16 protein-coding genes are annotated in these 19,680 nt (G+C 67.7%); 5 read left to right on the forward strand and 11 right to left on the reverse strand.

All coding sequences use genetic code 11. From position 1 onward, the window contains the following. Positions 1 to 117: 117 nt before the first annotated feature. A complete protein-coding gene (locus tag SR882_RS01185) occupies positions 118 to 753 on the reverse strand; it encodes a c-type cytochrome (RefSeq protein ID WP_322521532.1) in 636 nt (211 codons plus the stop codon). Positions 754 to 1,000: 247 nt separating this feature from the next. On the opposite strand from SR882_RS01185, the gene yihA reads away from it, so the two are divergent. Continuing rightward, complete coding sequence (yihA, locus tag SR882_RS01190) at positions 1,001 to 1,636, forward strand: ribosome biogenesis GTP-binding protein YihA/YsxC (protein WP_322521533.1); 636 nt, start codon at positions 1,001 to 1,003, stop codon at positions 1,634 to 1,636. Between the two features lie 4 nt (positions 1,637 to 1,640). Here the strand turns inward: yihA and SR882_RS01195 are convergent, their stop codons facing one another. The 4 genes from SR882_RS01195 to SR882_RS01210 form a co-directional block, all read right to left on the reverse strand. Then, positions 1,641 to 2,375, reverse strand: coding sequence for an endonuclease/exonuclease/phosphatase family protein (locus tag SR882_RS01195; RefSeq protein ID WP_322521534.1), 735 nt, complete (start codon positions 2,373 to 2,375; stop codon positions 1,641 to 1,643). Further along, entirely contained in the window at positions 2,372 to 4,522 is a 2,151-nt protein-coding gene (locus SR882_RS01200) for a VTT domain-containing protein (protein ID WP_322521535.1), read from the reverse strand. Before SR882_RS01200 ends, SR882_RS01195 begins: the two co-directional genes overlap by 4 nt. Positions 4,523 to 4,603: 81 nt before the next feature. After that, complete coding sequence (locus SR882_RS01205) at positions 4,604 to 5,200, reverse strand: DUF6064 family protein (RefSeq protein ID WP_322521536.1); 597 nt, start codon at positions 5,198 to 5,200, stop codon at positions 4,604 to 4,606. Positions 5,201 to 5,244: 44 nt separating this feature from the next. Then, complete coding sequence (locus SR882_RS01210; RefSeq protein ID WP_407653358.1) at positions 5,245 to 6,099, reverse strand: aldo/keto reductase; 855 nt, start codon at positions 6,097 to 6,099, stop codon at positions 5,245 to 5,247. Positions 6,100 to 6,450: 351 nt separating this feature from the next. Here SR882_RS01210 and SR882_RS01215 point away from each other — a divergent pair, with 351 nt between their 5' ends. The 3 genes from SR882_RS01215 (at position 6,451) to SR882_RS01225 (ending at position 11,038) form a co-directional block, all read left to right on the forward strand. Further along, entirely contained in the window at positions 6,451 to 8,160 is a 1,710-nt protein-coding gene (locus tag SR882_RS01215; RefSeq protein ID WP_322521538.1) for a diguanylate cyclase, read from the forward strand. Between the two features lie 225 nt (positions 8,161 to 8,385). Further along, complete coding sequence (locus tag SR882_RS01220; protein ID WP_322521539.1) at positions 8,386 to 10,359, forward strand: diguanylate cyclase; 1,974 nt, start codon at positions 8,386 to 8,388, stop codon at positions 10,357 to 10,359. Then, entirely contained in the window at positions 10,241 to 11,038 is a 798-nt protein-coding gene (locus SR882_RS01225) for an EAL domain-containing protein (protein WP_322521540.1), read from the forward strand. Before SR882_RS01220 ends, SR882_RS01225 begins: the two co-directional genes overlap by 119 nt. Here the strand turns inward: SR882_RS01225 and SR882_RS01230 are convergent. The 6 genes from SR882_RS01230 to SR882_RS01255 all read right to left on the reverse strand — a co-directional run bounded on the left by SR882_RS01230 (position 11,013) and on the right by SR882_RS01255 (position 17,778). Further along, a complete protein-coding gene (locus SR882_RS01230; RefSeq protein ID WP_322521541.1) occupies positions 11,013 to 11,939 on the reverse strand; it encodes a LysR family transcriptional regulator in 927 nt (308 codons plus the stop codon). The two genes, SR882_RS01225 and SR882_RS01230, sit on opposite strands and share 26 nt — an antisense overlap. Before the next feature lie 347 nt (positions 11,940 to 12,286). Further along, the gene (gorA, locus tag SR882_RS01235; protein ID WP_322521542.1) at positions 12,287 to 13,651 is read right to left on the reverse strand and encodes a glutathione-disulfide reductase; all 1,365 of its coding nucleotides are present in this window, start codon (positions 13,649 to 13,651) and stop codon (positions 12,287 to 12,289) included. Positions 13,652 to 13,835: 184 nt separating this feature from the next. Beyond that, positions 13,836 to 14,576, reverse strand: coding sequence for a glutathione peroxidase (locus SR882_RS01240; RefSeq protein ID WP_322521543.1), 741 nt, complete (start codon positions 14,574 to 14,576; stop codon positions 13,836 to 13,838). Between the two features lie 306 nt (positions 14,577 to 14,882). After that, on the reverse strand, positions 14,883 to 16,172 hold the full coding sequence (gene lysA, locus SR882_RS01245; protein WP_322521544.1) for a diaminopimelate decarboxylase: 1,290 nt from the start codon (positions 16,170 to 16,172) through the stop codon (positions 14,883 to 14,885). Between the two features lie 14 nt (positions 16,173 to 16,186). After that, complete coding sequence (lptM, locus tag SR882_RS11290; RefSeq protein ID WP_407653328.1) at positions 16,187 to 16,363, reverse strand: LPS translocon maturation chaperone LptM; 177 nt, start codon at positions 16,361 to 16,363, stop codon at positions 16,187 to 16,189. An 83-nt stretch (positions 16,364 to 16,446) separates the two neighbouring features. After that, positions 16,447 to 17,778, reverse strand: a complete 1,332-nt coding sequence (locus tag SR882_RS01255; RefSeq protein ID WP_322521545.1) for an RsmB/NOP family class I SAM-dependent RNA methyltransferase — start codon at positions 17,776 to 17,778, stop codon at positions 16,447 to 16,449. A gap of 371 nt (positions 17,779 to 18,149) precedes the next feature. Between SR882_RS01255 and SR882_RS01260 the strand changes: the two genes are divergently transcribed. Further along, the gene (locus SR882_RS01260) at positions 18,150 to 18,977 is read left to right on the forward strand and encodes an alpha/beta fold hydrolase (RefSeq protein WP_322521546.1); all 828 of its coding nucleotides are present in this window, start codon (positions 18,150 to 18,152) and stop codon (positions 18,975 to 18,977) included. Positions 18,978 to 19,680: the final 703 nt, after the last annotated feature.

The following is a 19,680-nucleotide window of genomic DNA, read 5'->3' on the forward strand; positions in this document are numbered from 1 at the left end:
GTAGGTTCATGGCGGCTGTCGGCATCGGGGTGCGTTCGCCAGCCGGTTCAGACGCCGCGGCGCCGACCGGGTTCCCTGACAAGCGGAGCCCCGGGTGGTGCGCTGACATGTTGGCGCTCAGTCGAGGCTGGCAATGTGCGCGGCCAGGGCGTCGATTTCCGCGTCGGAGAGCTCGGCGGCCAGCGGGATCATCAGTTCGGCCTGACCATGGGCGCGCGTGCCGCTGCGGTAGTCCTTGAGCGACTGGGCGACGTAGCCCGCGCTCAGGCCGCGCAGGGCCGGAAAGCCGGCCGGCTGGTTGCCATGGCCTTCGCTGTGGTGGCAGGCGGCACAGGCGGCGACGTTGTCGCGACCGTGATGGTACAGGTCCGCGCCCAATGCCGAACCTTCGTCGGCCGGGCTGGCCACCTTGCGCTCCTGGGCGGCGTAGTAGGCGGCGATATCCTGGATCTGCTGGTCGCTCAGACCGGCGGCCTGTCCGGCCATGATGGCGTTCTCGCGCTTGCCGTCACGATAGGCGGTCAGCTGCGAGGCAAGGTACGTTGCCGGCTGGCCGGCAAGCGACGGGAAGGCCGGGTTGTTGCTGTTGCCCTTGGCGCCGTGACAGGCGGCGCAGGACTGGGCCGCCTCGCGGCCGGCCTTGATCGAGCCGGCCTCGCTGGCATGGGCGGCGCCGGCGAGAAAGGAGAGCCCCATCAGCATGCCGGCGGCGAAACGGCCGCGACGCGGCATCGGGTGAACTGCTGTCATCATCGCTAACAATCTCGTTGTGGTTCGCGTTGGGCCGGCCCTGGCCGTTCAGTCTTTTTAGCGCCCCGATTATAGGAACTTGGCCGAGTATTTCACTGCGACATTGCCGACTCGACACCGGGGCCCGTAAAAACGACCCGTAATCAAACCGCATAAGTCACTCGCTTGCAACCTCGCGGCGTGGCAGGATGCCTGCATCCGGACCTGGGTCCGTTTGCCCCCTTTTTTCTTCAATGCCTGGTTGAACCGCATGACCGACGCCACTCGACATCAGCGCCGCCTGTTCGACGCCGCCTCCTTTATTAAGAGTGCGCCGCGCCTGGCCGATATCGGCGAGGACATCGGTGCCGAGGTCGCCTTCGCCGGGCGTTCGAATGCCGGCAAGTCCACCGCGCTCAATGCCCTGGTCGGGCAGAAGGCGCTGGCGCGCACCTCGCGCACCCCGGGGCGCACCCAGATGATCAACCTGTTCGGCCTGGGCGGCGAGACGGAAGGGGCCAGGCGCCGGCTGGTCGACCTGCCCGGCTACGGCTACGCCAAGGTGCCCGAGCGGGTGCGCCGCACCTGGGGCGAGGCGATGGCGCAGTACTTCGCCGAGCGCCAGTCGCTGGTCGGTGTGGTGGTGATCATGGACATTCGTCATCCGCTCAAGGCGCTCGACCAGCAGATGCTCGATTACGCGGTGGCGCGCGGCCTGCCGGTGCTCGCCCTGCTGACCAAGGCCGACAAGCTCAGCTTCGGCCAGGCCAAGCAGACCGTCGCACGGCTGGCGCGCGAGCACCCCCTGCCCGATTGCCAGTGGATGGCCTTCTCCGGCACCAAGGGCACCCATGTGCGTGAGGTCCGCGACGTGATCAGCGAGTGGCTGGATCGCGCCCCGGACTGAGTGATCAGCGCGTCTCGACGGTCAGATCGGCGACCAGCGGCAGGTGATCGGAGATGCGCGGCACGATCGGGTCGCGGATTGCCTTGAGGGCGTGGGCGTGCACCGGCCCGCGCAGCCAGATCTGATCGAGCGGCAGCAGTGGCCGACCGGCCGGGAAGGTGCGTCGCGCCGGCAGGCGGGTCAGCTCGCGGTGGAGTGCCCGCAGGCTCCTGGCCCGCGGCAGCCATTCATTGAAATCGCCGGCCAACAGCAGCGGCGCATCGGTCGGTAGCCCGGCGAGCGCCTCGGCCAACCGTCGTCCCTGCTCGCGACGCTCGACCAGCCCCAGCCCGAGGTGCACCACCCAGCAGTGCAGCGTCCTTTCGGGCAATTGGATGCGCGCCCGCAGGGCCTGGCGCGGTTCGCGATCGACGTGCGAGAGCTCCAGCGGGGTCTCGGGATGAATCGGCCAGCGCGAGGCGATCAGGTTGCCAAACCCGGTCACCTCGCCCGGGCGGTGCAGGCAGCCGCGCTCGTGGGTGGGGGCGAACAGCCAGTGCGGCAGGATCGGTTCGATTGCCCGCAGCAGACGGTCGTCGGCCGGCTCGGCGGCGAGGTTCGCCTCCTGTAACGCGACCACGTCCGGTGCGAGCAGGCGCAACACCCGCGCGGTGCGTTCCGGGGTGTAGCGGCCGCGATGGTCGATGCAGCTGTGGATGTTCCAGGTCACGACACGCAGCCGACGCCCGGTGTCCGTCATGATGCCCCCGAGGCCTGCTCGCGCAGGGCCAGCCAGCGTGACAGCCCCCAGCCGATGCCGATGAACACCGTGGTGATCAGTGCCAGCAGGCCGATGGTGGCCGGCGAGGGCTCGAGCAGCGTGCGCAGCAACTGGTCGGAGAAAATCGTCAGCGCCACGGTGCCGGGCACGAGTCCAGCCAGGCTGCCGACCAGAAAGTCGCGAAAACGAATGCGGGTGGCACCGGCAACCAGGTTGACCACCGCGAACGGGGCCAGCGGCACCAGGCGCAACGAGAACACGGTCAGGATGCCGCGGCGGGCCAGCGTGCGAGAGAGTCGATCCAGGCGCTTGCCCGCCAGGCGACGCAGCGCCTCGCTGCCAAGGAAATGGCCCGCGAGAAAGCCGGTCAGCGCCGCGATCACCAGCGCGCCGTAGGCCAGCCCAAAACCCGCCCAGGCGCCGAACAGCAACCCGGCGGCCACCACCACCGGCGTGGCCGGTATGCCCAGCAGCAGGCCGGCGATGGCCAGGCCGAGAAAGAGCCAGGTGCCACCGGGCGTGTCGCGCAGATCGGCCAATTGACCGAGCAGCTCCCCCGGGGCCAGCGCCTCGCCCAACGGGGTGAACTTGAGCGCCCCGGCGATCACCACCAGCAGCGCGATCAGCACCGCAAAACCCGCCGCCTTGCGTCGCACGGGGCGGCGCGCCTTCTTCTCGATGAACATGTCGATCAGTTCCTCCGGCGGGCGGGCTCGTTCGGGGTCGATGACGGCGGCGTCCGGCACCTGGCGGTCGATGGCCGGGTCGAGGGTGACGGTCAACGGTTCGAGCCAACGATCCCCGCCCGAGCGGTTGAGCGCGTCGATCGCCCCGGCGACCGAGCCCTGCTCGGCCTCGGCCGCCGCGACCGCCGCCGGCGTGGTGCCGAGATGCTCGGCCAGCAGCTCACGACGCATGGCGGCGATCGCCGCACGGCTCTCTTCGCGATCGCCGAGCAGGGAGAGGTTCAATTCGCTGTCGAAACCCATCGAGCGATTCGAGGTATTGGCCGAGCCGAGGTTGATCTCGCGGTTATCGCCGATGACGAGCTTGGAGTGCAGGCTCACCATGGCGGGCTCCAGCTCGGCCACGGCCGGATAGTAGAGCCGCAGGCGGCCGTGCCGGTCGGCGTCGCGCAGGCGTTTGATCAGGCGGGCGCGCAGCACGTCCATGGTCAGCCGTTCCAGCCAGCCGTCCTTCTCCCGCGGCAGCAGCAGGATCACCTCGGGGCCGTGCTCGGCCTGCAGCCGTTCCACCAGGGCCTCGCCGATCCGGTGGCTGGTGAAATACTGGTTTTCGATATAGATGCAGTGGCGCGCCTCGGCGATCAGCCGGCACAGCCGGGTCTCGATCTCGCGCACCTCGGTCTGGTTGCGCCAGGCGGGCAGGGTGCGTGCAATGCCTACCTGGGCGTCGTTCAGGGCGACGGCGACGTGCTCGGTCGGCCAGGGTGGCGCGTGGTCGATCTTGCCGGGCGGGGCGAGGCGTTCCCCGGTGGCCCGCTGCCAGCGCTCGCGTGCCAGCTCGCCAAGATCGCGGCAGATCGGTCCGGTCAATGCGAACGCCAGATCGTGGAACGGCGGGTAGGCATTGCCATCCGGATCGCGGCGCAGCGGGTCGTCGGCGGCGTGGGCGCGCCGGTCCCAGCGCCATTTGGACGGGTCGAAGCCGCCGACCAGCGCGGCCTGGTCGTCGATGACCAGCATTTTCTGGTGCTGCGAGGCGCCCAGCGGGTGTTCGTCGTCGAATTGCACCTTCAGACGTGGGTGGCGGGCCATCGGGCGGGAGAACAGCGGCAGCCATTCGCGCTCGAAGGCGTAGATCATGGCGAAGTCCCAGGGGAGCAGATGGATCGTCAGCGCCGGGTTGCGCTCTAAGGCCTGGTGCAGCACGGCGGTCAGGTGACACGGGGCCTGCTCCGCCTCGCAGGGGCGATGCATGTCCACCCGGCTGTCGACGTCCCAGCACAGGATGATCGCCTGGTGACGGGCCTGGGCCAGCATCCCGGCAAACGCCGGGAACCAGTGCTCGCCATCGACGACCAGGCCCAGCCGATCGGCCTGGCCGGTACGCCAGAAGCCCTCAGGTGCCGAAGCCGTCTCGTCGTTGCTATCGCTGGTCGTCATGCAGGCGTTCGCGCCTCCGGTGCGGGTGTGGGATAGATCGTAGTTCAAACGGGCCGGGTCGCCCGGTGGCGGCCGTGATCGTCAGGCGGTCAGCAGCGCCCACCAGGACAGTGCCGAGATCGAGAGCCAGGCCAGCGGCAGGGCGAGCAGTATCCCCCGCCGGGACAGGCGGGCCATCAGCAACAGGCCGATGGTGGCAATGGCCGTGGGATCGGGGGCGACGGCAAAGAGTTCCGTTCCCACCGGCGGCCGCCCAGTCGCCAGCCAGGCGAGCGGGTGCAGCACCAGCCCCCAGAGGGCAAGCCCCAGCCCCAGCCAGTGACGTATCCGGCGGGGGCGTCCGAGGGCGAGCCCGGGCCCGATGGTGGCCAGGATCAGCAGCATGACGGTCTGAGCCACGAACAGGGCGGCAAACCAGGGCGCGGCCAGGTTGATCTCGGCATACAGGCCGAAAAAGCGCCACGCCACCCAGCCCCAGGCGGTGGCGAGCAGCCCGGCCGCCAGCCGGTGAGCGAGGCCGCCCCGAGAACCGGCCAGCACCAGCATCGCCACGGTCAGGGCGGCGAGCAGCAGATGGCCGGGCCAGACGGCCTCATTCACCCGTTCGAACAGCCGGGCATAGGTGGCCGGCGAGAACATCAGCAGATCGCTGAGACGGTAGCTGAGCCACGTTTGCATTGTCGGGTCCATTACCGATTCCATTGTCGATTCTATCGCCTGGATCAAAGCCCCCGAACGTGGTCGGCCATCCGCCGGCGCAGCGGCTCGTCGGGCAGCGGGCCGCGCAGCGCGGTCATGTTCTCCCGCATGTGGTCGACCCGGCTGGTGGCTGGTATCGCGCAGGTGACCGCGGGGTGGGCGATCAGGAACTTGAGCAGGTAGTCGGCCCAGTTGGTTAGGCCGGCCTCGGCGGCCCAGCCGGGGAATGGTTGGCGCTTGACCCGGTCGATCAGGCGCCCGCCCTGGAAGGGTCGGTTGGCGATAAAGCCGATGCCGTGCTCCTCGGCCAGTGGCAGCAGGCGCCGTTCGGCCTCGCGGTTGGCCAGGCTGTAGCTGGCCTGGACGAAATCGATCGGCCAGTCGCGCATGATCCGTTCGATATCGGCGTGTCGGCGGCCATGGGAGGTCGTGATGCCGACATGGCGGATCCGCCCGGCCTCGCGCATCTCGAGCAGGTGCTCCAGGTGGGCCTCCCAGGCGACCAGGTTGTGTACCTGCATCAGGTCCATCCGATCGATGCCCCAGCGACGCTCCGACTGGGCGACCTGCTCGGCGGTGGCATTCCCGTCCGGGGTCCAGACCTTGGAGGCGGCGAATAGCGACGGCGGTCCGCCGATTTCGTCGAGTGCGTGACCGACCACCGCCTCGGACGAGCCGTACATGGGCGAGGAGTCGATCATCTCGCCGCCTGCCTCGAAAAAGGCCCGCAGGACGTCGGTGCGCTGGGCCCGCGCCTCGGGATCGGACCCGACGTTGAAGGTGATCCACGTGCCCATGCCGATGGCTGCCACGGACGCGCCGCTGGCGGGTACACGGCGTCGGATCGGCGAGTTTTCGGCCCAGGCCTTCCGTGGCATCGCGATGGGGGTGCCGGCCACGAGCAACCCCGCGGCAGCGGCCTGGAGCAGACGTCGGCGGGTCGGTTGTTGGGGATCGGGCACGACTGGCTTCCTCGTGGTGAGACGGGCGTCGAGGGCATCTCGGCACGGACGGGTAGTGTCTCGGCGGGGAGGCCGCGGGTCCATTTTCCGGCAGCCGGCGGCTTGTGCCCGGGGTCGGGTGGTCCGCCGAGACTCGATCGGATGCCTGCAACCTTTCCTTCAAGATAGTGTGCCGTTGCTGGTCTCGCCAGCCACGCGGCACTAGACTCGATGGCAGTAATCAGACGGGCGGGTCGTTGACCGGGCTCGAGGGGGCATCAAGGAAGCATGCAGCACCGAATCACCCTCCTCCTGTTGCTGGCGGTGGCGCTGGCATCGGCCCTGACGGCATCCAGCGTTGCGTGGTTGGCAAATCACCAGCTGGCCGAGGAAGGCCAGGCGCGGATGGCGTACCTGCACAGCCAGTTGCGCGAACGCTTCCATGCATTCGACCTCTTGCTGGCCGAGGAAGAGGTCGAACTGGACGAGCGCCTGGAGGATCGGCTGCCGCGCATCGATGCGGCCCTCCGGGCCTGGTCGGCCGACCCGTTGTCGACCTCGGCCGAGGACCTGGGTCGGCTGGCCCAGCGGTTTGGTGTCGAACACCTCTACGTCATCGACAGCGATGGCGTGGTGGTGGCGACCAACTACGCACCTGACCTGGGCCTGGATCTCTCCCGTGCCGGCGAGGGCATGCGTCGCATGCTGTTCCGGCTGCGTGGCAGCGGGGAGGTGTTCTCCGATCGATTCAATATTTCCGTGGCGACCGGCAGGCTGCGCAAGTACGCCTATTTCGGGCCGGCCGATGCCGCGTATGTCCTCGAGGCGTCACTCGACCTGCATGCCTATATCGCGGCTCGCCACAGCGAGCGCTACCTCGACTACCTCTTCAACGGGTTGTTCCGGGTGCCCACGCAGATGAACAGTCAGGTGGTGTCGCTGGATACCTTCCTTGCCAATGGGTTCGGGGCGTGGTCCCTGGGCGGGACGGGCGAGACATTGCCGCCCGACGTGGTCGAGGCATTCGAGACCACCGATCGGGACGTGTTCATCCAACGGCAGGGTGATCTGACGCGGCGCTATGAACGTTACACCCGTGTGGGGGCATCGGGCGGCGAGACCGAGGACCTCGTCACCCGCGTCGTCTATGACGACAGTGCCCAGCGTCGCCTGCTGCAGTCCACCGTGTTGCTTGCCGGGGTCGCGGTGCTGGTGTTCGGTGCCCTGGCATTTTGGACCAGCCGCTGGTTGTTTTCTCGCCACCTGATCCGCCCCGTCAACCGCATTGCCGAAGGCTTGGCGGGATTGGCGCGCGGGCGGTTCGGAACCCTTGAGCCCACCGGCGTGCGCGAGCTCGATGTGATCACGCGAGGCATCAACCAGTTGCAGGGTCGCATCACGCGGCGTGAACAGGCGTTGAGAGAAGCCAACGAGCATCTGGAGGCCCGGGTCCGGGCGCGCACGGCCGAGCTTGAGCAGGCCAACCGGGAATTGCAGACGCTGGCCACATGCGATGGATTGACCGGGCTGGCCAACCGGCGTCACTTTCTCGGCGAGGCCGAGCGTGCCTGGCGGCGCGCTCAGCGGACGGGTGAACCGCTGGCCATTGCCGTACTCGATCTCGATCTGTTCAAGGATACCAACGATCGTTATGGCCACGCGGCCGGTGATGCCGTGCTTTGCGCCCTGGCGGCCTGCCTGGGTCGGACCCTGCGCGAGACGGATCTGGCCGGACGCCTGGGTGGAGAGGAATTCGGACTGTTGTTGGTCGATACGGACCTTGACGGCGCGCAGACCCTGTTGGAGCGGCTTCGCGAGCGTATCGCCTCCACGCCGGTGGGCTTTGAGGGGCGGTCGTTGTCCCTGAGTGCGAGTATCGGTGTGGCGCGTTGCCGGCAGGCGGATCGGGGCATTGCCGAGGCGCTCTCCAGGGCGGACCGTGCCCTGTACGTGGCGAAGCGGGAGGGCCGCAATCGGGTGCGAGTCGACCGGGGTTGAGGCAAGGCGCGAGCGGCGTACAGGCAGGGTATTGAAAACAGAATATTCAAATATTTGATAATGCTGATCATGATTCTGATTTCAGCCGCTGCTTTGACGACGATATGCTGATTCGCCAATAATGACCACACGGGTTTTGTGGTCTTGTCGCGGTGGACCACGCAGTGCACTTCATCAACAGCCGAGCGGTTGGCGGCTTTCTCGACCAGGGATGGGCAAAAGCCGATGGGGAACAACGGGCGAGTCTCGGGGAGAACGGCGGCAGGCCCTCTCGGGCGGCTGATCGGCTGGTTTCGATCCCTGCGTGCGCTGATGCTGGTCGTGGCGCTGGTCGTCTCGGTGGTGGTCACCGCCGCGGTCTACCTGGCCACCGAGGCGGTCTTCACCCAGGCGGTGCAGCGTGCCAGCGTGCAGAACGCGCGGGTGCTGGCCGACGGCACCTTCAATGCCATGTACCAAATCATGCGCCAAGGCTGGACGCGTGATCAGCTCAACGAGTTTCTCGATTCCCTTAACCAGCGGGCCGATCCCGGCGCGGTGATCAATGTTTATCGCGGGTCACGAGTCAACGAGCTGTTCGGACGCCTCGAGCAGCCCGCCCCGGACAAGACCGCCATGGCCGCCTTCGAGAAGCGTCGCACCCATGTCGACGCCGGTGCGGAAATGGTGCGTTATGACCGCCCGCTGATTGCCAATGCCGAATGCCTGCAGTGCCATGTCAACGCCAAGGCCGGCGATGTCCTCGGCGTGCTGTCGATCCGACAGCCGATCGGGCCGATGATCGAGCAGGCCCATGATGATCTGGTCGATCGGCTGATGCTGATCGTGCCGGCCCCGTTGCTGGCGGCCTTGCTGATCGCCGGGCTGCTCAGCTGGCGGCTGGGGCGGTCGGTCAAGCGGCTCAACCGCTCGATCGAACAGGTCAACCGGGTCGAGGATCTGGCCGACCTGCGTTTCGCCGGCGCCTCGACCGGCTTTACCGAGTTCGACGACGTGCTCTCCCGCGTCGATGCGCTGACCGACAAGGTTCGCGACGTAGCGATCGACCGCAACCTGCTGGAGTTCGAGATCGGCCTGCTGGAGCATTTCGTCATCACCTCGGACGTGGTGCGCGACTGGCGCCGTTACGTGCGCGACCTGCTCGAGGAGATCAACCAACAGTTCACCGTGCACGGCGTGTTCACCGCCTTCTCGATCGCCGATCGGCCCATCGGCGTGGACGTGTTCTGGCACGGCGAGGTCGACGAGGTGGTCGCCGCCCGCCTCGACCGCGAGGTCAGTCGACGCGTGGGCGACGGTTTCGGCAACCAGTCGCTCGACATCACGCCGCGTCAGCACCCCGGCCGGGAGGGGGCGCCGGTGACCGATGCCGGTCGTCTCGACCTGCACACCAAGACCCTGTCGATGGACCTGCCACCGATGCGGGGCATGGTGGGGTTGATCGTGCCGATGGGCGAGGCGCGCGTGCCGGTGAAGAAGCTGGTGATCGAGTCGATCCTCTCGACCCTGATCAACGTGGTCGGTTCGGTGCGCGCGATCGAGCGCCACACCGAGGATCTCGAGTACTTTGCCACCCGCGACCCGCTCACCCGCCTGTACAACCAGCGCATGTTCTGGTCGCTGCTCGACTACGAGATCGGCCGTGCCCAGCGCCACGAGTACCGCTTCGGCCTGATGGTGATCGACCTGGACGACTTCAAGCGGGTCAACGATCGCTATGGCCACGGCTTCGGTGATGACTACCTGCGTCGCGTCGCCGACCTGTTGACCACCAGCCTGCGCGACGGGGACATCGTCGCGCGATACGGCGGCGACGAGTTTGTCGCCATCCTGCCCGATGCCGACGACGCGACCGCCGAGCAGGTGGCCGACCGCCGAGCAGGTGGCCGACCGCCTGCTCGGCCGGGCCCAGCAGGCGGTGGTCGCCGCCCCCGACGGCGAATCGCTGGTGCTGTCGCTGTCGATCGGCCTGGCGGTCGGGCCCGTGGATGCGGCGGACCCGGCTTCGGCGCAGGCGCTGTTCTCGCTGGCCGACCAGGCGATGTATCGCGCCAAGGCCGCCGGCAAGAACCGGCTGGCGGTGGCCAATCGCGACGAAGTCCGGGCCGTCCAGCAGGCCGGCGGCACGACCCACGAGGCGATCACCACCATCGACCCGGCCACCGTGTCGGTGGTCTACCAGCCGATTCTCCTGGCTGATGGCAGAGAGGTCGGTGCCGAGGTGTTCGCCCGCACGCGAGTGGGTGACCGGCTGGTGCCGGCGGCCGAATTCGTGCGCGCCCTGGGGCGTGATCAGTTGGTCGACGGGGTGGACCAGCAGGTGGTCGAGCGCGCGCTGGGCGATCCGGTGATGGCCGGGTTTGCCGGGCAGCTGTTCTTCAATATCGCGCCCACCAGCCTGATGGAGGCCCGTTTCATCGACCGGTTGCTCGCCGCCATCGAGGCCTCGCCGCTCGAGGCGTCGCAGGTGGTGATCGAGATCAGCGAAAGCCCGCTGGCCGGCGAGATCGGGGCCTTGGTGGGGCCCTTGGCCGACCTGCGCGCCGCCGGGGTGGGCTTGGCGATCGATCATGCCGGCTCCGGCCGCGAGACGCTGAGCTACCTGCGCCGCTTCGATGTCGACTACGTCAAGATCGAGGCCGACTGGCTGTGCGACCGCAAGGTCAGCCGACGCGATCGGGCCTTTATCGATGGCCTGCTGACCATCGCCGAGACCCTCGGCGTGACCGTGATTGCGCACAACGTCGAGACCGATGCCCAGGTGGGGCTGATTCGCGGGCTGGCGATCGACCGGATGCAGGGGTATCGCTTCGCGCGCGAGAGCCCCGCCCCGCCCGTGGTGCGAGAGGCGGTCAGCGGCCGGGATGGGCGAGCCTGATGTCGCCCAGCCGTTCGCCGGCCTGCTCCCGGGCCAGCCGCAGGAAGGCGTCCATGTAGGCCAGCCGATGTTCGTCGCGGCGCACGGCCAGGTGCATGGTCGCCGACAGGCCGTCGCCCAGCGGGCGGGCCGTGACGATTCCCCGGGTGAGTTCGTCGCTGATGGCCCATTTCGGCAGGGCCGCCACGCCGTGGCCACTGGCCACCCACTGGGCGATCATCGCGGTGAGCTCCGAGCGGCGTGACCCGGCTGGCTCGACGCCAGCCGGATCGAGAAAACGCCGGTAGATATCGAGCCGATCGCGCTCGACCGGATAACCGATCACCGTCTGGTCGGCCAGCATCTCGGGCGTGATGCGTGCCTCGGCGGCCAGCGGGTGGCCGGGGGCGAGTGCCAGCACCACCGGGTAATGGAACAGCGGCTCGAAGTGCAGCTCGGGGTCGTCGACCGGATCGGAGCTGATCACCCCGTCGAGCCGACCGCGACGCAACGCATCGATGGCATCGAAGCTGAACGACATCGACAGGTCGGTCTCGATCGACGGCCACTGGGCGCGGTAACGCTCGAGCGTGGGGATCAGCCAGGTGAAGCAGGAGTGGCATTCCAGCGCGAGGAACAGCCGCCCGGTCGCTCCGCCGGCAATCTGGCGCAGGTCGCGGTCGAGCCGATCCACCTCGGGCAGCACGGTGTCGGCCGCGGCCAGCAGGCGCCGGCCGGCCTCGGTCAGCCGCATGGGGCGCGAGCTGCGCGAGAACAGCGGCGTCTCGTAGTAGGACTCCAGCGCACGGATCTGGTGCGACAGTGCCGACTGCGTCAGGTGCAGGCGCTCGGCCGCCGCGGCCAGCGAGCCGGTCTGCTCGATGGCGCGGATGGTCTTCAGGTGTCGCAGTTCCAGGAACATGGTATTTCCTCCTGGGACTCTCTGCTTGAGATCTGATCCCGCTCTGCGCGCCTGGAGTCGGGCAGATGCAAGGCGTCCGTCCGACGTGGAAGGAGCTTACCTTTCCGAGGACGGCAACGCAGCAGGTGTCCGGCTCCAGGCGCGCCCTTCGGGGCCTTGCGGGTCGCCCGTGCTGGGCGTTGCGATGTCTTGACGTGGCCGCCGGCACGCTGGCGGCCACGCGCCTTCATCACGAACGACTCGCAAGGCCAGAGCGGCATCAGATCTCAAGTAGAGAGTCCTGTAAAAAAGGCCGACCGGGATGTCCCGCGCCGGCCGTCTGGGTCTCGGGTGCGTGCCGGTCGCGGTCAGTCGCGCGGGCTCTTGAGCGTGACCAGCTCCTCGGCCGAGGTCGGGTGCAGGGCGACGGTGTCGTCGAACTGCCCCTTGGTCAGGCCGGCCTTCACCGCGACGGCGAAGCCCTGCAACATCTCGTCAGCACCGTCGCCGACCAGGTGCAGCCCGGCGACACGCTCTTCCTTGCCGACGCAGACCAGCTTCATCGCCGTCTTGAAGCCGTGCGAGGAGAGCGCGTAACGCATCGGCGTGAAGGTGGTCTCGTAGATGGTCACCTGCTTCTTGCCGTAACGCTCGACCGCCTGCGGTTCGGTCAGGCCGACCGTGCCCAGGGCCGGGTGGGCGAAGACCACGGTCGGGATGGTCTCGTACTCGAGGTGGGCGTCGTTCTGGCCGTCGAACAGGCGATCGGACAGGCGCCGCCCGGCGGCGATGGCCACCGGGGTGAGCGGGTACTTGCCGATGATGTCGCCGATGGCGTAGATGCCCTCGACATTGGTGTTCTGGTAGGCATCGACCGGGATCATGCCGTTCTTCTCCACCGCGACGCCGGCCTGGTCCAGCCCAATGTTATCGGTGTTCGGCTTGCGGCCCACCGCCCAGATCACCTGGTTGAACGGACCGAGCTGCTCGCCGTCCGCACCGTGGATGATCGTGCCCTTGTCGGTCTTCTCGAGCTTGGACACCTTGTACGGCAGGTGGGTCTCGATGCCCATCTGGTGGAGGTTCTCGGTGGCCGTCTCGCGGATCAGCGGGTCGAACGGTGCGAGCACCGTGTCGAGCATGTCGAGCAGGGTCACCTGGCTACCCAGCGAGCGCAGCACACCGGCGAGCTCCACGCCGATGTAGCCACCACCGATCACGGCGGTCTTCTGCGGCAGCTCGTCGAGCTCGAAGAAGCCGTCCGAGGTGATGCCGTGCTCGGCGCCCGTCACCGGCGGGACCAGCGGGCGGCCGCCGGTGGAGATCACGATGTGATCGGCGGTGTAGGTGGTGCCGTCGACATCGACCTGGTTATCACCGGCCAGGCGGCCGTAGCCCTCGATCACCTCGAGCTTGAGGTCCTTGGCGTAGCCGTTCCAGAAATTCGTGATGCCGGCGATGAACTCGCGGCGCTTTTTCACCAGCGTGCCGAAGTCCACTGCGCCCGGCGCCTCGGGGAAGCCCCAGTCGACGGCGTCCGCCCGGTCGTGGGCGAGGTTGGCGGCGTACCACATGACCTTCTTCGGCACGCAGCCGACGTTGACGCACGTGCCGCCGAGCGCGGTGGGCTCGACCACGGCGACGCGCTTGCCGTGCTGGGAGGCCCGCTCGGCGACCGCCAGGCCACCGGAGCCGCCGCCGAGGACGATCATGTCGAAATGCTTGCCACTCATGGATGCCTCCAGAAAGGGGTGTCGGAAAAAGGGGGCGGGCGTCGCGACGCGCAGGTCGTCGCCCGTCCTGTCGTGAATGCGGCTTTCGTCTGCCGGGCCGGGCCGGGCGTGGAGCGGCGCGGCGTGGCAGGCGAAAGCCGGCCCGGGTCGTCCGGGCCGGTGGTCAAGTCGAATCAGGCGACGATCAGTAGCCGTTCTGCTTGAGCCAGGTCTCGACTTCCTCGCTGCCGCCGATCTTCTGACCGTCGATGTAGACCTGCGGGACGGTCTCAGTCTGGGCGACGGCGCGCACGGCGCGCAGGTTGACGTCGTCACCGACGATGATCTCGTCGAACTCCAGCTCCGCGTCGTGCAGCATGCCCTTGGCACGTGCACAGAACGGGCAGCCCTTGCGCGAGAACATCATGATCGAGTGCGGCTTCTTGGCGTTCGGTGCCAGCCAGTCGAGCATGGTGTCGGCATCTGAGACCTCGTAGGGGTCGCCCGGCTTCTCCGGCTCGATGAACATCTTCTCGATGGTGCCGTCCTTGACCAGCATGGAGTAGCGCCAGGAGCGCTTGCCAAAGCCCAGGTCGTCCTTGTCGACCAGCAGGCCCATGCCCTCGGTGAAGTCGCCGTTGCCATCCGGCAGGAAGCGGATGCGGTCGGCGTCCTGGTCCTCGGCCCACTCGTTCATGACGAAGGCATCGTTGACCGAGATGCAAATGATCTCGTCGACGCCGTGCTTCTTGAATACCGGTGCGAGCTCGTTGAAGCGCGGCACGTGGCTCGAGGAGCAGGTAGGCGTGAACGCGCCCGGCAGCGAGAACACAGCGACGGTCTTGCCCTTGAAGATCTCGTCGGTGGTCACGTTGAGCCAGTCATGGTTCTGACGGGTGCGGAAGGTGACGTTGGGTACCTTCTGGCCTTCACGATTCTCCAGCATGCAAAAGTCTCCTATTTGTCTGAGGATGAAAACTCGGGGACGAAAAAACCGGACCGGATCCGCGGCGGTTCCCGCTGGCATCCCGGTGCACGGCAAGATATGGGGACAAAACCCGTTAATCCAATGCCGGCAAACGCATCGCCCGACATGTGTCGCGGGCATGATCCGTCGGCATTGCTTTGAATGGGGCTCAGCTTAGTCGAGTGGTTCGATCGGTGGAAATTGAATTTCCCGATCTTTTTAATAGCGAAAAACTATCAATTGGTCGTCGACCAGTGATTGCCGACAACGGGAGGGGCTGATCGCTCAGTCGGCGGCGGGGAGCTGCTCGAGGGCCCAGAGGGAATCGAGCGGTTCGCGCCGGCGGATTTCGTGGATGGCGCGACCGTCGACCAGCACCTCGGCCGCGCGCGGTCGGGTGTTGTAGTTCGAGGCCATGGAAAAGCCGTAGGCGCCCGCGCCCAGCACGGCGAGCAGATCGCCGGCGGCGAGATCCAGCGGGCGCTCGTGGCCGAGGAAGTCGCCGGTCTCGCAGATCGGGCCGACGATCTCCCAGGTGCCCGGGTGGCGTTCGCCATCTCCCTGGCCGGCCGGGACGATCGCCATGTCGCTGCCGTACAGCGCCGGGCGCATCAGGTCGTTCATGGCCGCGTCGACGATGGCGAACGACTTGTGCTCGCCGGGCTTGAGGTACTCGACGCGGGTGAGCAGGGCGCCGGCCGGCCCGGCGATGAAGCGGCCCGGTTCGATCCAGATCGGTAGCTCGCGGGCCAGCGGATCGGCATCGACCACCGAGCGGATGGCCTCGATCCAGTCGGCGGCCGCCGGCGGGGTCTCGTCGGTGTAGCGGATGCCGAGTCCGCCGCCGAGATCGAGGTGCTTGAGCTCGATGCCGCGCTCGGCCAGGCGATGGGCGAGCTTCATCACCCGCTCGGCGGCATCGCGAAACGGGCTGACGTCGGTCAGTTGCGAGCCGATGTGGCAGTCGATGCCCGTGACCTCGAGCGCTGGATGCGCGTGTGCCCACTCGTAGAGCGGCAGCGCCTCGTCGATCGCGATGCCGAACTTGTTGTCCTTGAGCCCGGTGGAGATATAGGGGTGCGTGCGGGCATCGACGTCCGGGTTGACGCGCAAGGAGATCGGCGCGGATTGCTGCATTTCGGCCGCAATGTCGGCTATTTGTTGCAATTCGGCCTCGGACTCGACGTTCAGGCAGCCGATGCCGGCCTCGAGCGCGCCGCGGATTTCGTCGGCCGACTTGCCCACGCCGGAAAAGACCGTCTTGCCCGGGTCGCCGCCGGCGGCCATCACCCGGGCCAGTTCGCCGTAGGAGACGATGTCGAAGCCGGCCCCCAGACGCGCGAGCACGTTGAGGATGCCGATGTTGCTGTTGGCCTTGACCGCGTAGCAGATGCGGTGGGCCCGCTCGCCGAAGGCGGCGGTCAGGGCGTTGAAGGCCGACTCGATCGCCGCACGCGAGTAGACGTAGGTGGGCGAGTCGAAACGCTCGACGATCTCGGCGGCGCTCACCTGCTCGATCTGGAGGTCACCGGCGTCGTTGCGGGAGAAGAAGGGGGGCAGTTCGCTCTGGGGCACGTCGAGGCTCCGGGTCAGTCCTGATCGGTAGTGGTGGCGTTGCGGTCGGCGCCGTCGTCGGTCGCGGTCGTTGGCGCGTCGTCGGGGAGGTAGAGCGGGCCCTTCTGGCCGCAGCCGGCCAGCAGCGTGGCCAAGAGAAGGCCGGCGCCGAGGTGGCGGGCCAGCGTCGGGATCGATGAGGCGCGTTGCATGCGGACTCCGGGGCCGTTGAAGGCCGTTTTTACAGCGTGTTGGGGTTCGATGAATGGCCCCGATTATGCCTGAAGATGTGCCTTCAGGCCGTCGGTCGGTCACCGGGTGCCTGCAGGCAGGCAATGAAAAAGCCGTCACAGCCATGGCGGTCGGGGCGCAGCCGAACCCACCCGTCGGGCGTCACCGCGTCGTCCGGCAGGCCCTCGAGTGTGGGCCGTGTCGCGGTCCAGCTGGGGTGGCGGGCGAGGAAGGCCTCGACGATGGCCTCGTTCTCGGCCGGCCACAGGCTGCAGGTGGCGTAGACCAGCCGTCCGCCGGGGCGCGTGGCCTGGCTTCCCCGTTCGAGCAGCTGGCATTGCGTCTCGGCAAGCCCGTCCCAGTCGATGGCGGCCCCGCGCAGTTCCGGGTGACGCCGCCAGGTGCCCGAGCCGCTGCAGGGGGCGTCGATCAGCACCCGGTCAAAGCCGGCAAGGTCCGCGGGCAATGCTTGGGTGGCATCGAGTGCGCGTAGCTCGAGGGTCGTGTCGCCATGACGCTGGGTGCGTGTGCGCAGCCGATCGAGGCGTTCGGGGTGAAGGTCGCAGGCGGTCAGGCGCAGCTGGCCGCGGGCCTCGTCGAGCAGCCCAAGGCTCTTGCCGCCGGCCCCGGCGCAGAGATCCAGGACCCGCTCGCCCGGTTGGGCCTGCAGGGCGCGCACCACCCATTGGCTGCCGGCGTCCTGGACCTCGAACCCACCGGCCTCGAACGCGGGTAGGCGGGTCAGGCGCGCCGGTCGCTCGAGACGCACGCCCAGCGGCAGCCCGGCGATCCCCCTGGCCTCGATCTCCGCCCCGGCCAGCTCGTCGATCAGCGCGTCGCGATCGCCGTGGCGTGGGTTGGCATGCAGGTCGACGGGTGCACGGGCATCCAGCGCCCGGGCCAGCGTCTCGGGGGCGTCGGGCTGCCAGGCTTGCCATTGCGCGGCGGCGGCCGGGTCCAGGTTGAAGCGAACGGTCCAGGGCAGCGAGGCGAACCGCCCGGCGCGGCGTCGGGCCAAGGAGGCGGCGGCTTCGGGTGTCAGCCCGGCCACCTCGGCGAGCACCGGGTCGAGTGCGTCGGCCAGCGACAGGGCGGCAGCAACCCGCGCGGCCATGCTCGCTGCGCTGTCGTCGAGCAGCCAGTCGAGCACCTGGCGCTGGCGCAGCACGAACAGGGTCAGTTCGCGCACCCGCTCGCGGTCCCGGCGGCCCATCTTGCGTCGTGCGGCCAGTTCGCGTTGCAGGCTGCGGTCGGCGGGCAGGCCCTGTTCGGTGATCCGCTCGAGCAAGTCGGCGGCCAGCAGCAGCTGGGCCGGGAAGGTGCGCCCGCGGGGCAGATCGGGGGCGGGCCAGTCGTCGCCGGGGGTCGGGCTTCGGGGCTGGGTCGGGTCGCTCATGGGCTGCTCGGCGGTCGGTTAGGCTGGCGTTTGGTAGTATCTCACGATCTCGCATGCCCCCGATTGGGGTGCCGATTCCACCAAGGAAGGTCTGCATGAATCCGATACCGCTCTGCGAGCCTTGAGTCGGGCAGATGCAAGGCGATCGTCCGCTGTGTAAGAGTTGTTCTCTTTCCAAGGGCGACAACGCAGCAGGTGCTCGACTCAAGGCTCGCCCTGCGGGGCTCGGCGAGTCGCCCGTGCTCGTCGTTGTGTCGTCTTGGCGTGGCCAACGCACGCCGGCGCCGACGCGCCTTGATCACGAATGACTCGCCGGGCCAGAGTGGCATCGGATTCATGCAGACCTTCCTCAACAGAGACATGTCATTTCAATGAGCACGCAAGCAAACGCGGCAAATGCGACGGTCGACCTGCACTTCGAGGAGCGTGGCGGCGGCCTGCCGGTGATCATCATGCACGGGTTGTTCGGGTCGCTCTCCAACTGGCGCGGCATCGCCCAGTCGTTGAGCGCGAACTACCGCGTCATCAATGTCGATCTGCGCAACCATGGTCGTTCACCCCACGCCCCGGGGCTTTCCTACGAGGCGATGGCCAACGACATCCTGGCGGTGATGGATCGGCTCGGGGTCGAGCGCGCCCACCTGATCGGCCACTCGCTGGGCGGCAAGCTCGGCATGGTGCTGGCCGACCGCCACCCCGAGCGGGTCGCCCGGCTGGCCGTGGTCGATATCGCGCCGAAGTGGTATCCGCCCTGGCACAAGGATGTCTTCGCCGCGCTGGATGCCGTCGATCTCGAGACGCTCGAGTCGCGGGAGCAGGCGCGCCAGCAGATGGCCGCGCACGTGTTCGAGCCCGAGGTGCGGTCCTTCCTCGCGGCCAACCTCGAGCAGGTCGACGGCCGGTGGCGCTGGCGCTTCAACCTGCCCGAGCTCAAGGCGGCCTACGAGCAGACGTCCGACATGCCGACGCTGTCGGGCTTCTATCTCGGGCCGGCCCTGTTCATCCGCGGGGCCCAGTCGGCGTATATCGAGGCGGGCGACGAAGAGCGCATCGGCCGTGATTTTCCGCAAAGCTGCATCGTCACCCTGGAGCAGGCGCGCCATTGGCCGCACATCGAGGACACCGCCGGGTTCCTTGACGCCGTCACCCGCTTTTTCGCCCACGGCTGCCACGATTTCCCGGAGCAACCGATCGGTTGATCGGCCCGTGTAGGAAAATTCCTACAAAAGAAATCGAAAATTCCTACGAAACTTTCGGCGATTTCGTCTATCCAGCCGGCGTCAGAGCGCGCATCATGCACCCGTGCTTGGATGCACAGGGCAGGAAGCCCACCCGGCCAGGAGGCCGAGGGATCGTACGGCGGACAGGGAGTCCGCGCAGGAAGCACCGGCAGAGGATCTGCCAGTTCGGGAGGTCGGGTTCGCCCGACGCGTGCACGGCGCTTATCTAAGGAAGCGCACCGTAAACAACCGGACCTCGGGACAGAGTCCAGGTTTTTTGCGGGCAGCCAGGAAGGCCGCGGCGCGTTCGGCACGGAAGCCGGGACCGAATCAAGGATCTAGCCAAGCACCCAGGACGGGTGCTGCCACGGACGGCAAGGGACGATTCCGCGCAGGATGCGCGTTCGATGCAGGATGGCATCGCTGAAAAAAACGGTGGTAGACGCCGGCAACAACAAGAACCCGCAGGAACGGTCAGCGGCGAGACAAGAATCAACAGGATCGGCAACGGATACTGCCCTTGTCTTAAGGAAAAGCACTCGCCACACCGGACCCAGGGATTGGGACCCAAGACTCCGCGCAGGGACAACGCGCCGGATCCATGCCGCAGGGCAGGATCGTTTCCCGGCCAGGAAGGCCCTCCTCCTTTTTCCGTCATCGACGACCCAAGACGACCCAGGAC

It is taken from the genome of Guyparkeria halophila, from assembly GCF_034479635.1.
Taxonomy (GTDB): Bacteria; Pseudomonadota; Gammaproteobacteria; order Halothiobacillales; family Halothiobacillaceae; genus Guyparkeria; species Guyparkeria halophila.

Coding starts and splice junctions, on each gene's coding strand:
- SR882_RS01185 (WP_322521532.1), bottom strand. CDS start 753: ATGATGACAGCAGTTCACCCGATGCCGCGTCGCGGCCGTTTCGCCGCC.
- yihA (WP_322521533.1), top strand. CDS start 1,001: ATGACCGACGCCACTCGACATCAGCGCCGCCTGTTCGACGCCGCCTCC.
- SR882_RS01195 (WP_322521534.1), bottom strand. CDS start 2,375: ATGACGGACACCGGGCGTCGGCTGCGTGTCGTGACCTGGAACATCCAC.
- SR882_RS01200 (WP_322521535.1), bottom strand. CDS start 4,522: ATGACGACCAGCGATAGCAACGACGAGACGGCTTCGGCACCTGAGGGC.
- SR882_RS01205 (WP_322521536.1), bottom strand. CDS start 5,200: ATGCAAACGTGGCTCAGCTACCGTCTCAGCGATCTGCTGATGTTCTCG.
- SR882_RS01210 (WP_407653358.1), bottom strand. CDS start 6,099: ATGCCACGGAAGGCCTGGGCCGAAAACTCGCCGATCCGACGCCGTGTA.
- SR882_RS01215 (WP_322521538.1), top strand. CDS start 6,451: ATGCAGCACCGAATCACCCTCCTCCTGTTGCTGGCGGTGGCGCTGGCA.
- SR882_RS01220 (WP_322521539.1), top strand. CDS start 8,386: ATGGGGAACAACGGGCGAGTCTCGGGGAGAACGGCGGCAGGCCCTCTC.
- SR882_RS01230 (WP_322521541.1), bottom strand. CDS start 11,939: ATGTTCCTGGAACTGCGACACCTGAAGACCATCCGCGCCATCGAGCAG.
- gorA (WP_322521542.1), bottom strand. CDS start 13,651: ATGAGTGGCAAGCATTTCGACATGATCGTCCTCGGCGGCGGCTCCGGT.
- SR882_RS01240 (WP_322521543.1), bottom strand. CDS start 14,576: ATGCTGGAGAATCGTGAAGGCCAGAAGGTACCCAACGTCACCTTCCGC.
- lptM (WP_407653328.1), bottom strand. CDS start 16,363: ATGCAACGCGCCTCATCGATCCCGACGCTGGCCCGCCACCTCGGCGCC.
- SR882_RS01255 (WP_322521545.1), bottom strand. CDS start 17,778: ATGAGCGACCCGACCCAGCCCCGAAGCCCGACCCCCGGCGACGACTGG.
- SR882_RS01260 (WP_322521546.1), top strand. CDS start 18,150: ATGAGCACGCAAGCAAACGCGGCAAATGCGACGGTCGACCTGCACTTC.